Raw genomic sequence first — 13,144 nt, 5'->3', positions numbered from 1 at the left:
AGATGTACGTCGAGATCGGGTGCCGGGTGCTGCTCGGCACGGTCCTGCTGGCGGCGGCGGTCGGGAAGGTCTCCGGCCGCGACGCCTACCGCGAGTTCACGCGCTCCCTGCGCGACATGGGCTTCCGGCCCGCCGGCCCGCTCGCCGCGGCCGTGGTCGCCGCCGAGTTCACCGCCGTGGTCCTGCTGGCGGTGTTCCCGCTGGCCGGATTCCTCGCCTCGGGCGCCCTGCTGCTCGCCTTCACCGCCGCCATCGTCGCGAACCTGCGGCGCGGCGGCGGCACCTGCCGCTGCTTCGGCCGCACCGCCGCGCCCCTGGGCCGGCACCACGTGTGGCGCAACGCGTTCCTCGTCGCCTGTGCCGTCGCCGGCGCGCTCGCGCCGGCCGGTGCCGTACGCCCCGGCGAGGCGGTCCTGGCCGGCGCCGCCGCGCTGGCCGTCGGCGTGCTGGTCGTCATGCTGGACGAGCTGCGCTACCTGTTCGGCGCCGCCAGCCGCACGTGACACAGCCGACCACGGCCGGGATGCCGCGGGTCCGGGCCAGGATCGCGGTGTGGCTGGTCGGCCCGCCCTCGGCGGCGACCAGGCCTGGTTCGAGACCGGCGGTGTCGGCTGACGCCAGGTCGCCGGCGATGAGCAGGTACGGGTGGCCGGGGTCCGGCACGCCCGGCATCGGCGGCCCCAGGCATGCCGCGACGTGGGGCCCCGCAGGTCGTCGAAGTCGCTGACCCCACGTCGCGGTCGCGCTCTTGGAGGCACACACCGGTACCGGTGATGCCCGATGGTTCCGCCGGGCGTGTCCTACGCCCGGCGGAACCGCAGTGGTTATCCGAGGACGAACCGGAAGAAGCGGGGGCGGTAGATGCCCGGATCGCGGTAGTGGTCCGCGTCCGGGGAGACACGGGTGTCCATGCTGTTGACGTTGTAGGAGGCGATGAAGGTGTCACCGGAGCTGAGCGCGGGGTGCACGTGGGCGTTGTAGGAGATGACGTTGGGGTTCCAGTAGCTGCCGTAGGGGCCGGGTTCCGGCATGCGGTAGACCGGGGTCTTCTGGGTGAAGGGCCCGTACGGTGAGCAGGACGTCCAGGCGTTGATCTGTCCGCTGAACGCCTCGGTGCTGTCCTGGCTGAGGAGGAGGAACTGTCCGCCCCAGGGGGTGACGCTGTACTCGTTGGCGATGCCGGTCAGCAGGTTGCGGGAGTTCTGCTCGCGGAGCGTCCAGCCCCACGGCGTGTGGTACTGCCAGGTGCCGTTGGCGAGGTCGCTGCCGTACACCCGGGCGATGCGCATCTGCTTGTTGATCGGGGAGTCGTCGACGCCGTAGACGTAGGTGTAGCCGTCGCCGCTGCGGCTGGCCGGCAGCAGCCCCGAGCCCCAGGCGACCCCGCTGGCAGAGGGCAACTCCCGGACGCTGACCGGGGTCCGCAGGTTGGACAGGGCGAAGTTGGCGACGACGTTGCGGTTGAACCGCCAGTCCCAGGCGCCGGAGCCGAACCGCTCGTACTCCTGGTACACGACTTGAAGTTGTCCGCCCGAGAGGTGGCCGTCACCGACCCAGTACCACTTTCCGGGTCCGGACGGCGGCATCAACGCCCGAGGCGCCCCGGCGGTGCCACCCTGGTAGGTGGTGAGGCTGCCGCCGTTCTGCACGACGAAGGTGTTGTTGACCAGGGGGGCGCTCACCGGGCGGGTGCCGTCGCTGTTGAGCGGGCCCATCCAGGTGTCGGAGAACAGCCAGACGATCCGGCCGTCGGGCAGCTTCACCGAGTACGTGGAGTCGCCGCCGGTCCAGCCGTCCGGCGTGCTGGCGGCGTATCTGTTGAACGCGCCCTCCGGCTCGACCGTGGTCTCGACGCTGTGCACCGAGAGCGGGCGCAGCGCGCACGAGCGGGCCGTGAGTGGCAGCACGCTCTCCACATTCGTGGTGAACGTCTTCGGGCTGCTGTCCGCGTCGGCGGAGTGGATGTCCAGTTCGGTCCAGGTGGTAACCAGAGTGGCCACCATGGGGTACGCGAAGTCCGGCACCGTGATCAGTCCACCCGCGTCGGGATGGCGCACGGTGTGGATGCTCGGGTACTTCGCCAGCGTGCCGGTGCTTCCCGTCGGCGACCAGACGACGACGGCAGATCTGCGGTTGGCGTCCCTGGTGGTGTCCACCATCAGTGTCGAGCAGTATCCGCAGCTCGCGTCGCCGGAGTTCCTGACCGCGCGGAAGTCGTGGTAGACAGCACCGCCCTTACGCAGGATGTCCTGGTACTCCGCCTGGGTGCCGGCGGGCGTCGAGTGACTCTTCCGGGCCGGTCTGGCGCCCCCGAGGGCGTCGTCGCTCGTCCCGCTCGCGCCGGTGAGGTTGCTGCGCCACAGGCTCGCGTCGGAGTCGGAGTAGCCGTAGATGCGCCAGGCGTCCACGGTCGGGGCGGGCGCGGCGTTCGCCTTGGCCAGTCGGTAGTTGGCGATGTGGTAGTTGAGGAGCATGTCCGCGAAGTTCAGGCCGTAGCCCTCAGCGGTGTGCCGGATCGCCTCGATCGGCAGATGGTCGTGGTCCCGGATGCTCTCCCACGTGCGTCGCACGAAGGAGGCGTCGACCTGCTCGGTGAGATAGGTCGGCAGCAGGAACGCGCCATACTGCGGACCGCCGCCCAGCCCGCCCCAGGAGTTGAGTGCCGCCCCGGGCTTGCTGAGCACGTCGTAGACGTTGCGGGCGTACAGCTTCTCCTCGCCGGGGATGGGCACGTACGGCGCCCGGACGTAGGTCTGGCGGGTCGCCCACTCCGCGGTGGCCTCCATCCACCAGTTCATCGAGCCGAACTCCTTGCCGCCCACGAAGAGGGCCAGGTAGTCCAGGCCGACGTCGGACCGGTCCCAGTACTGGTACTGCATGACGTGGAACAGCTCATGCCGCGGCAGGTAGTCCCAGTCGTCCTGCCCGTTGGGCACCAGCATGGTCGCCTGCTGGTTCAAGCCGAACGGCAGAACGAACGGCGCGTCGATCGGCAGGCCGACCCCGCCGACGATCGGAATCTCGTCGACGCCGTAGACCAGCACCCAGGGCTTGCCGTCCCGCACGGGCAGCGGGTAGCCCATCTCGCGATACTCGTCGACGGCGATCGAGAGCGCGTTCAGCAGATGCTGCACCGCCTTCGCCCGGCCGTTCGGGTTGGCGTCCGCCGGGATGCCCGGCCTGCCTCCACCGGCGATGTTGTAGAGGACGAGGAACTCGCCGGCCGACGCCCGGCAGCGATAGGTGACCCCGAGGTAGTCGTACGGTTCGGCGGCGCAGTCGTCGTAGCCGGCGGCCGTGGCGGCGCCGGCAGGCACCGCGACATCTGGCGCGATCGTCCGCGCCGCCTCCGGATCGGCGCTCGCCGCCAACATCGACAGGTATGTCAGATATCGCTGCGGGTCGCGGATGGCCCCGGTCGGTCGAAGGTGCGCCGGCACCGACCGGGGCGAGCGCACCGCGCCCAGGCCGTACCGCACCGCGTCGTCGCGGGAGAGCTTCCCCCGGTGGTACGCCGAGAGCACGCGTTCCCCGGGGCCGAAGTCGGGCGGGGCGGCCGTCCTGCCGGTGGCGGTGCTGAGCGGCGCCTCCTTGAACGGCGTCGGTTGCGGGACCGGCGGGGCGGCGACTCGCGGTTCGGTGTGCGGCGGCGCGACGGCTCCCACGGCGGCTGGCGCCGCGGCCGAATCGGGCGCCGCCTGCGCGGCGCCACTGGTCAACACGGCCGCTGCCAGCACAACTGTCGCGCTGAGCAGGGCCAGGGGGTCTCTCATCGCACTCCCTCTGTTGGATGACCGGCCGGTGCCGGTGCCGTCCGGCGGACGGCGCGTCGGGCCGGTGGATCGTTGTGCTCGGCCAGCAGGCATCGCACCCCGGCGATTGCGTCGCTCATCGCCCCCCGGATGAGCGCACCGGACTCTGCGCACCCTTCGTCGCTCGCGGCCACCCCGTGCTGGCCGCGCCGCGAAGCGCACGCTCGTACCGCCCGCTCACTGTCAGCGGGCTCGACCATAATCAGGGCCGGCGCATGCAGCGATCTTGCAAAATGCTTGCAGAGGAGTCGCGCCGGCCCGCACACGCAGCGACGGCAGGGAAGTGCACATGGAGTTTCGGGTCCTCGGGCCGGTGGAGATCTGGTCCGAGGGTGTCCGCGTCGCCATCGGAGGACGACAGCCCCGGTTGCTCCTGGCGGCGCTCGTCCTGGAGGCCAATCGACCGGTACCTGCGGACCGGCTCATCGACCTGATCTGGGCTCAGGCGCCCCCACCCAGCGCACGAGCGACGGTGCAGGCCATGGTCTCGCGCCTACGGGCCACCTTCCGGCAGATCGGTGCATCCGCGCAGCTGCTGAGCGAGCGCGGCGCCTACCGGCTGCACACCGATCCGGCGACCGTCGACGCACACCGCTTCTCCGCCCTCGTCCAGCAGGCCGCAGGCTCTTCCGACGATCGCACCACCGTGGAGTTGCTGGACCAGGCGCTGGACCTGTGGCGAGGTGAGCCACTGCTCGACGTCGTCGACGATTCCGGACGCCAACTGCTCTGTTCGGGTCTCGTCGAGGCCCGTTGGACGGCTGCGGAGGACCGGGCGGACGCGCTGCTGCGGCTGGGTCGCACGAGGAGAGTGGTGCGCGAGGTGTCCGACCAAGTGGCCGGACAGCCCTATCGGCACCGCCTCGTCGGTCAGCTCATGACAGCCCTGTATCTCGAGGGCCAGGCCGATCGAGCATCGGAGGTCTACCGCAATCTCCGCACCCGGCTACACGACGATCTCGGCCTGGAACCGTCACGCGAGCTCAGCCGCCTGCACCGGCTCATCCTCAGGGGCGATCCGGTGCTGCCGGCGGAACGCGACGACGCACTGCCGAGCGTCCCGCACCGTCCGGAAGAGCTGCCACAGGACGTGCCAGGTTTCATCGGTAGAACTGACGAGATGACCCGTCTCGACCAGCTGCCGGGCGGATCCAGCGCCACGACGGTCTGGGTTCTCAGCGGAATCCCCGGCGTCGGAAAGACTGCGCTGGCGGTGCGCTGGGCGCATCGGGTACGTGACGCCTTCCCCGACGGTCAGATGTTCATCGACCTGCGCGGCTTCGACGTCGAGCGCCCACCCGTCACACCGTCCGCCGCGCTCGGACAGCTACTTGGTGGGCTTGGTGTCGACCCCCGCGTCGTTCCGGACGATCAGGACGGCCGGGTCTCGCTGTTCCGCTCGACGATGACCGGCCGCAGGATTTTGCTGGTGCTGGACAATGCTCGTGACGCTGACCAGGTGATACCACTGATCCCGCCCAGCGGCACCGTTCTGATCACCAGCCGTCGTCGGCTCGGTGAGCTGGTCGTCCGGGCCGGCGCCCGATCTCTGCTGCTGGGTGTGCTCAGCCCGACGGACTCCGTACGGCTGCTGGCGGCGATGCTCGGCGACGAGGCCGTCCGGGTCGAGGCTGGCGCCGCGGCCCGCCTCGCCCACCTCTGCGGGCACCTGCCACTGGCACTGCGGATAGCGGCAGCGAACCTGCAGACGAGCGGCCATCCCCGCATCGCCGGACTGGCCGAGGAACTCGACGAGGGCGGTCCTCTCACCAGCCTGACCGTCGACGGTGCCGACGAGGGCGCGGTCACGAAGGCCTTCGCGATGTCGTATCGGGCCCTGCCCACCGCTCAGCAACGAATGTTCCGTCACATCGGGCTGGTCCCCGGTGGCAGCTTCACCCCCCACGTCGCCGCCGCGCTCGAGGGGGTCGCGCCCCCCATCGCGACGAGAACACTTCGCGCCCTCGCGTCCGCACACCTGATCGAGCATCAGGGAGGCGACAGATACCGGTTTCACGACCTGCTCCGCCAGTACGCCGTGGACCGGCTCGTCACGGAGGACGACGACACCACCCGTCACGACGCCCGGCAGCGTCTGCTTGAGCACTATCGCAGCAGGGCCGACGCCGCCGGACGTCAACTCATCCCCCACTTCCTCAGGCTCCCCGGGCCGGTCCCGCAACAATCGTTTCCGGATGCCGACGAGGCGTCGGCGTGGCTGGACGCAGAAGCAGCCAATGTCATCGCGGCGATCAACCACGCCGCCGACCACGGGCATGCACGCTTTGTCTGGCAGCTCACCGACGCCCTACGCGCCTGGTTCCACCAGCGTGGACGCCGCGCCGAGTGGCTGTCCGCGGCCACCGGAGGGTTGGCCGCCGCCCAGGCCGCGAACGACCTGACAGCCCAGGCGAGCATGCACCTGAGCATCGCCCTCGCCCACGTCACCGCCGGCCGGTACGAGGAAGCCCGCCAACACCTCCTCGACGGCCTCCGCATCAACGCCCATGACCGGTGGCCGGAGGGACGCACGGCCCTGCTGAACAATCTCAGCGCGGTGCACCAGCGCCTCGGCAACCCCCGAGCCGCAATCGACTGCGCCCAACAATCCCTGGAGCTCAACCGGCAATACCGCAACGACGGCGGCGAGGCCATGTCCCTCGCCAACCTCGGCTTCGCACACTGGCAGCTCGGCGCGCTGTCACAGGCGGACCAGCACATCCGGGACGCACTAGCCTGCGCGGAACGGAGCGGCTCGCGGTACAACGAAGCGGTGCTTCTCGTCGACCTCGCGGGCATCCGCCGCGACCGTGGAGACCGGGAAGCCGCCGAGGAGTTGTACGACCGGGCGCTGGTCGCCAACCGCGATCTGGGCTATCGGTACGGCGAGGCGACGGCACTCAGCGGACGTGCGTTGTTGTGGTCGATGACCGGCCGCGCACCACGCGCCTGCGCCGACGCGCGACAAGCAGTGGCGTTGACCCAGGAGATCGGCGACGCCGGCACCGAGGCGTGGGCACGCGAGGCTTACGGCCGCGTGCTGCTGGCCGCTGAACGGCCGGCAGAGGCAGCCGAGGAACACCGCCTGGCGCTCGACCTGGCCCGGCAGACCCGGTTCGTGTGGTGCGAGGCGAGTGCCCTGGTGGGGCTGGCGGCGGTGTGCCTGGCCACCAAGCAGCCCGACGTCGCTCGCGAGCACGCCGAGGCCGCGCTGCGCATGGCGATCGAAGCCGGCTACCGGCTGATCGAGTCGCGCGCGCTTGGTCTGTTGAAGACGCTCGACGACTGAATCGTCTTGACCGGGCCCACGTACGGCGGCGGCCAACCCGGCGAGATACCAGGCAACAGACTCCCTGTTCCGCTCTGGATGGGTTTCGGGGGCGCTATCCAGGGCTACGGCGGGCCGGCCGACGTCCGTCGCGATGGTCCCTCGAATCCTCCTTGACGGCGATGATGCCGCTCCAGTGAGGCTCAAATCGTCCGGAGCAGAGTCGGATGCATCTGACGCACACGGTCACAGACTGGAGCATGGATGACCACCACGCCTGTACGAGCACCGGCGGCCGGGGAGTTGCTGGCACCGGTAAGCAAGGAGGGGCAGGCGTTCCTTGACCTGCTGGCCGTGCACATTCCGTACGTACGGGAGGTAAGCGGAGCGCACGACCGGGACGGCACATTTCCGTTCGAGGTGTTCGATCGCTTTCGCACCTCGGGGGTGTTGGCCGCCACCGTTCCCGCCGAACTGGGCGGTCTCGGGGTGAGCCACATGCACGACGTGGCGCTCGCGCTACGTACCCTCGCCGAGTTCGACGCGTCCGTCGCGCTCGCGCTGCACATGCAGCTCAGCCGTGGGCTCACCCTCACATACGAGTGGCGTTACGGCGCGCCGGAGGCGCAGTCCCTCGCCGAGCGGCTCATGCGTTCGGTCGGCGAGCGCGAGGCGATCATCTGCGGCGCGGTCAAGGACGCGCCGCGTGCCACGACCAGGCTGACTCCGGCGCCTGGCGGAGGTTGGTTGCTCAACGGTCGCAAGACCCTGGTAAGCCTCGCGCCCGCCGCCACACACTTCGCGGTATACGCCGAGGTGCACGTCGACGAGGAACCGCTCCGCCTCGCCGCGCCGGTACTGACCCGCCAGACGCCCGGCCTCACGGTCCTCGACAACTGGGACGGCCTCGGCATGCGCGGCTCGGGCACTGTCGACATCGTCTTCGACAACTGCCCGATCGCAGCGGAGGACGTCCTCCCCAGGGCCGCCGTCGGTGCCCGCCAGGACGCGGTGCTCGCTGGGCAGACGGTCAGCTCGGTCACCATGCTCGGCATCTACGCCGGGATCGCGTCGGCGGCGCGCAACGTGGCCGTCGACTGGACCGTCCGGCGCCGGGTCGACCCAGGAGCGGCGGTCCGGACGCTGCTCGCCGAGATCGAGGCGCGATTGTTCGCACTGCGCTCGTCGGCCGCCGCCGCGCTACGCAATGCCGACGAGCTCGCATTCGACTTCTCGGTCGTTGCCGATGAGCGCGGCCGCCGGATGATGACCCCGTTCCAGTGCGCGAAGCTCATGGTCAACCAGCTCGCGTCAGACATTGTTGATCGCTGCATGACGGTCGTCGGTGGCGCCTCCTTCTCGGCCCGGCACCCGCTCGCCCGCCACTACCGCGACGTGCGCGCCGGCCGATACATGCAGCCGTACACCTACGTCGACGCGATCGACTACCTCAGCGGCCAAGTCCTCTGCTTTGACCAGGACAACGACTACGTCAGCGCCCGGGCGATCAGAGCCCGGCGCGAGCCGTCCCCTTAGGAGAGCCATGCGCGTCCTGTTCATCCCGTCCCCCGGGCTCAGCCACATCCTGCCCACCGTGCCGCTCGCCCACGCCCTTCAGGCCGCGGGCCACCACGTCCGGTACGCGGGTGGCGGCGAGATCCATGCCGTCGCCGAGGCCGGTTTGTGTGGCGTCGACGCCTCGCCCGGCGCCGACTACGCGAAGTTGTTCATCCCGGACGAGACCGACGGCGTCGACCCGATGCACTCCGACGAGGCGGGCGTCGCTGATCTCGCAGCCATGTTCGCCCGGGTCTCGGGGGCCGTGGTGAACGGCGCGCTCGCGTTCGCGAAGCAGTGGCGGCCGGACCTGGTCGTGTACACCCCGACGCAGGGTGCCGGGCCACTCGTCGCCGCTGCGCTCGGGATACCCTGCGCCGAACTGCCGCTCGGGCCGGCCGACGGTGAGGAGCAGCTGCCATCGCTGATCCGTGCGGCGATGGCCACCGACTACGAGCGGCACGCTGTCGGCGGCTCGCCCGGTACCCGGGTCCGGCTCATGCCGATGGCGCCGAGCATCGAGTCATTGTTGCCCGGTCCGCACACGCCGGGTGCCTGGCCGGTGCGGTACCAGCCTTACAACGGCGGTGCGATCCTGCCGGAGTGGCTCGTGGAAGCGCCGGCGCGGCCGCGCATCGCGGTCACGCTCGGCACGATCGACGCCCGCTGGGGTGGGATCGCCCAGCTGGCCCCGTTCATCGAGGCCGCCGGTTCTGTCGAGGCCGAGTTCGTGCTCACTCTGGGCGGCGGTGACGAGGCGCTGCTCGGCAAGTTGCCGCAGAACGTCCGCGTCATCGAATGGCTCCCGCTGGGTGTGCTCCTGGAGTCCTGCGCCGGGATCATCCACCACGGCGGCAGCGGCACGATCATGACCGCGCTCGTCGCCGGGGTGCCGCAGTGTGTGATCCCGCAGGGTTCCTTCCAGAACATCGGGCGCGACGTGCTGGTTAAGCGAGGCATCGGCTTCTCGACCAGTTCGGCCCAGCTGGGTCCTGCAGAGTGCCGGCGGCTCCTCGAGGACGACTCGATGCGCGAGGCGGCTCGGGACGCGGCCTCCGAGGCCGCCACCATGCCGCCGGTCGCCGACCTCGTTCCCCGGTTGGTGCAGCTCACCAGGTGAGCCGGTACGCGAAACGGCCTCGCCGGCGGCGACCGGACGAGGCCGTTTCACACTGCCGGCGCTGCCCGGCGTGACGCTCAGAGCGCCGGTGCCGGGTGGCCGAGTTCCCGGAACAGCGGGGCGAAGTCGAATATGTCCCAGTGCTCGACGACCTTGCCCTCCTCGTTGAAGCGCAGCTCCTCGAGGTAGTGCCAGGTGACCTTCCGCCCGGTCGCCGGTATCCCGGCGAACTCACCGCTGTGCGTGGCGGTCGCGGTCAACCGGAGCATCACCCGGTCGCCTTCCGCGAGGATGCTCCTCACTTCGAGTCGCAGGTCTGAGAAGGACACCAGCGAGCCACGCATCGCCGTCAGGACGAGTTCGGTGTCGTGCGGCTCGCCGTCCAGGTTGTAATGCGTGACGTCGGGCGCCCAGTGCTCAGTCACCCCCGACACGTCTGCCCTGTTCCAGGCGGCGACCATCTGCAGGCAGCGATTCTTGTTCTCCAGCGGCGACATGCCAACTCCTCATGCTCTGGGGTCTGCCGGGTTGCCGCCGATGCTGGCACCCGGCGCTCGGAAAGGGCTTCAGTCCTCCTGGTGTCCGGCACAGCCGACGAAGAGGCCACGGCCCGACTGGCTGCCCTCGAGGTAGCGCACGCTCAATCCCGCGCCCCGGAATGCCTTCTCATACGTGTCGCGGGGGAAGAGCGTGATGCGATGCTGCTCGACGAAGTGGTGGACGCCGCCAGCGGGGCGAGCGACGATGTAGTGGACCTCCATTCGGGAAGCGTCGCCGTCGCGCTTGGAGTGCGAGACGCGTACGACGGTCGTCCCGTCGGCCTCGACAAGGGAGGCCGACACGTATCCGTCGAGGTAGGTGTCCGGGAACCACCAAGGGTCGATCGCGACCACACCGCCGGGCGAGAGGTGCGCCGCGAAGCGCCGCAGGGCCGCGTTCAGCTCCTCGACGTCGGTGAGGTAGCCCACGGAGCCGAACATGCAGGTGATCACATCGTACCGCTCGCCGAGATGGAAGGAGCGCATGTCGCCGTGGTGCACGACCGCCCCCGGGGTGTTCGTGCGGGCCGCCTCGACCATCGCAGGGGACAGTTCCAGGCCCTCCACCCGGTCGAAGAGGCGAGCGAACGCGCGCAGGTGCGCACCGGTGCCGCAGGCGACGTCGAGCAGGGTCGCAGCGCCGGGCAGCAACGCCCGCGCCTGCTCGGCGACGAACGCGGCCTCCTCGTCGTAATCCTTGCCTCGGGCACGGTGCACCAGCTCGTACACCTCGGCCTGTTCCTCGCCGTACATGCCGGCCGCCGGCACCGATGTCGTCATCGCCGCGCTCCCGCCACCGTCGGCCGCACCCGACGGCGGGCGGCGACGAGTACCTGATCCAGCAGAATCTCCAGAGCGGCCCGAGTACGGGGGTCGGCGGGCGCTCCGGTCGTGTCCAGTTCGGCGCGCTCACCGGACAGGGCGAGGCCGAGCGGGGTCGGCCAGCCGCGCAGCGCGTGCGCGATGGTCCGCAGGGTGGCCAGGGTGGAGTGCGCGCCCTGTTCCCCGGAGGAGATGGCAACGCAGCCGATCGGCCGGTCGCTGAGGAACGGCTCACGGGCGTCGGCGAGGTCGTTGGCGTAGTCGAGAGCGTTCTTCAGCAGGCCGGAGACGGTGCCGTGATACGTGGGTGAGAGGAGCACGACCCCGTCGGCACGGGCGAGGGCCGCCACGATCCGTGGTACCCGCTGCGGCCCGTCCCCGCGGTGTGGCCGGTAGAACGGCAACTCGAGGTCGGCGCCGCGCAGGCACGTGACGACGGCTCCCTCCTCGGCGCATCTACCAGCACACCACACGGCAAGCCGGCCGGTGCGCGACGATGCGCACAGCGAGCCACCGATGAGTACGACCTGGGGAGCCGGATGGTTGCTGCGGTGGGGTGGCCCAGGCATCGACGGACCTCTTTCTGTCGTGCTGAACGTCGTGTCATGGCGACTCTGCCCGGCTCCGGTCGGCGACGCATCGACGCCCGCTCGAGCACCTTTCGACCGGATGTGGCCAGGATGGCGACGCGCAGGCCGTGCGCATCCGTATCGAGGGAGCTGCGGTGAAGGTCCTGTTCACGGTGTCGTCCTGGCCCACCCACTACGCTGTGATGGTGCCGATCGGCTGGGCACTGCAGGCCGGCGGGCACGAGGTGCGCGTTTTGTGCACCCCGTCGCAGGTAGCGCCGCTGTGCGCAGCGGGGCTGATTCCGGTGCCGATTCTGGACAGTCCGTCGGACGAGATCCGGCTCCGCCTGCAGTACTTCATGGAGGCGGTCGACGGGGTATGGCCGTACCCGTGGCCGCCGTTGCATCCGATCACCGGCGCGCAGCTGGACGGCTTGGACGACTTCGATCTGCCCGGGTTTCGCGAGCGTCAGCTCCCGGAGGTCGCCGCCCGGGCCGCGGCCAGCTTCGACGCCGCGGTCGAGTACACGACGGCGTTCCGGCCGGACTTCGTGCTGCACGACCCGGCGAGCCTGGAGGGCCTGCTCGCCGGCCTCGTCACCGGCGTCAAGACGGCCATGGTGCTGTGGGGTCCGGTCGGTCCGGCCGAACCAGAGCACATGCGGATCGTGCCGGATGACATCAGCGGCTCCTTCGCCCGCTACGGTCTCGGCCCGTTCGACGCCGGCATGATCAAGACGGTCGTCGACCCGTGCCCGTCATCGGTCGAACCGCCGCTGGCGGCCGAGCGGCTGCCGGTGCGCTACGTCCCCTACAACGGCACCGCCCCGGCTCCGACGTGGCTGCTCGAACCCATCGACCGTCCGCGGGTCTGCCTGTCCTGGTCGACGGCGTTGCGCTCGATGTCGGGTCCCCGCTCGTTCGTGCTGCCCGAGGCAGTGCGTGCGCTCGAAGGCCTGGACGCCGAGGTGGTGCTCACCGCGACCGCGCAGGACGTGGCCGAGCTCGGCCCGGTGCCGCCGACGGTGCGGGTACTCGAGCGGCTTCCGTTACGGCTGCTGCTGCCGACGTGCTCAGCGGTTGTCCACCACGGAGGCGGCGGCAGCACCCTGACCTCGCTCTGGGCGGGCGTGCCACAGGTGCTGCTGACGTTCGCCTCCGAACAGGCCGCGTCGGCGACCCGGGTGGCCGCAGCCGGCGCCGCCGTTCAGCTGCCGGGTCACCTCGTCGACGCCGCCGCGATCCGCCGTGCCATCGACGAACTGCTCGCCGACGGGTCGTACAGGCGGTCGGCCGTGCGGCTGCGCGGAGAGATGGAGCAGCGGCCGACGCCCGCGGATCTCGTAGACCTGATCGTCGTCTGACTCTCTGCTTCCTCCTCCGTGACAGCTCTCCGGCTCCCTGACGGCGATCATCGAAGCTGCACGTGTCGAGCGGACCGGGTGGCGGCACGAGGA

The 13,144-nt window shown here is 70.3% G+C and carries 10 protein-coding genes; 5 read left to right on the top strand and 5 right to left on the bottom strand.

What is annotated here, in order from left to right:
- Window positions 1–2: 2 nt before the first annotated feature.
- The gene (locus FB455_RS15115) at window positions 3–503 is read left to right on the top strand and encodes a MauE/DoxX family redox-associated membrane protein (protein ID WP_030268110.1); all 501 of its coding nucleotides are present in this window, start codon (window positions 3–5) and stop codon (window positions 501–503) included.
- Here the strand turns inward: FB455_RS15115 and FB455_RS15110 are convergent.
- Window positions 454–672, bottom strand: a complete 219-nt coding sequence (locus FB455_RS15110) for a PEP-utilizing enzyme (protein WP_084588780.1) — start codon at window positions 670–672, stop codon at window positions 454–456. The two genes, FB455_RS15115 and FB455_RS15110, sit on opposite strands and share 50 nt — an antisense overlap.
- A 152-nt stretch (window positions 673–824) precedes the next feature.
- The gene (locus FB455_RS15105; RefSeq protein ID WP_030268107.1) at window positions 825–3,773 is read right to left on the bottom strand and encodes a glycoside hydrolase family 183 protein; all 2,949 of its coding nucleotides are present in this window, start codon (window positions 3,771–3,773) and stop codon (window positions 825–827) included.
- Window positions 3,774–4,101: 328 nt separating this feature from the next.
- Here FB455_RS15105 and FB455_RS15100 point away from each other — a divergent pair, with 328 nt between their 5' ends.
- From FB455_RS15100 to FB455_RS15090, 3 genes are all read left to right on the top strand, one after another.
- The gene (locus FB455_RS15100; RefSeq protein ID WP_030268105.1) at window positions 4,102–7,101 is read left to right on the top strand and encodes an AfsR/SARP family transcriptional regulator; all 3,000 of its coding nucleotides are present in this window, start codon (window positions 4,102–4,104) and stop codon (window positions 7,099–7,101) included.
- Window positions 7,102–7,344: 243 nt separating this feature from the next.
- The gene (locus FB455_RS15095) at window positions 7,345–8,616 is read left to right on the top strand and encodes an acyl-CoA dehydrogenase family protein (RefSeq protein WP_030268103.1); all 1,272 of its coding nucleotides are present in this window, start codon (window positions 7,345–7,347) and stop codon (window positions 8,614–8,616) included.
- Window positions 8,617–8,623: 7 nt separating this feature from the next.
- Complete coding sequence (locus FB455_RS15090; protein ID WP_030268100.1) at window positions 8,624–9,757, top strand: nucleotide disphospho-sugar-binding domain-containing protein; 1,134 nt, start codon at window positions 8,624–8,626, stop codon at window positions 9,755–9,757.
- A gap of 77 nt (window positions 9,758–9,834) precedes the next feature.
- Here FB455_RS15090 and FB455_RS15085 read toward each other — a convergent pair whose 3' ends face one another.
- The 3 genes from FB455_RS15085 to FB455_RS15075 all read right to left on the bottom strand — a co-directional run bounded on the left by FB455_RS15085 (window position 9,835) and on the right by FB455_RS15075 (window position 11,687).
- The gene (locus tag FB455_RS15085) at window positions 9,835–10,254 is read right to left on the bottom strand and encodes an ester cyclase (protein WP_013476232.1); all 420 of its coding nucleotides are present in this window, start codon (window positions 10,252–10,254) and stop codon (window positions 9,835–9,837) included.
- 69 nt (window positions 10,255–10,323) lie between these two features.
- A complete protein-coding gene (locus FB455_RS15080; RefSeq protein ID WP_030268099.1) occupies window positions 10,324–11,076 on the bottom strand; it encodes a class I SAM-dependent DNA methyltransferase in 753 nt (250 codons plus the stop codon).
- A complete protein-coding gene (locus FB455_RS15075) occupies window positions 11,073–11,687 on the bottom strand; it encodes an NADPH-dependent FMN reductase (RefSeq protein ID WP_030268096.1) in 615 nt (204 codons plus the stop codon). The genes FB455_RS15080 and FB455_RS15075 overlap by 4 nt, the downstream gene beginning before the upstream one ends.
- 155 nt (window positions 11,688–11,842) lie before the next feature.
- Between FB455_RS15075 and FB455_RS15070 the strand changes: the two genes are divergently transcribed.
- Window positions 11,843–13,051, top strand: a complete 1,209-nt coding sequence (locus FB455_RS15070; RefSeq protein WP_030268094.1) for a nucleotide disphospho-sugar-binding domain-containing protein — start codon at window positions 11,843–11,845, stop codon at window positions 13,049–13,051.
- Window positions 13,052–13,144: the final 93 nt, after the last annotated feature.

It is taken from the genome of Micromonospora sp. CNZ296, assembly GCF_007827635.1.
This window is presented reverse-complemented; position numbering and strand designations above follow the sequence as displayed.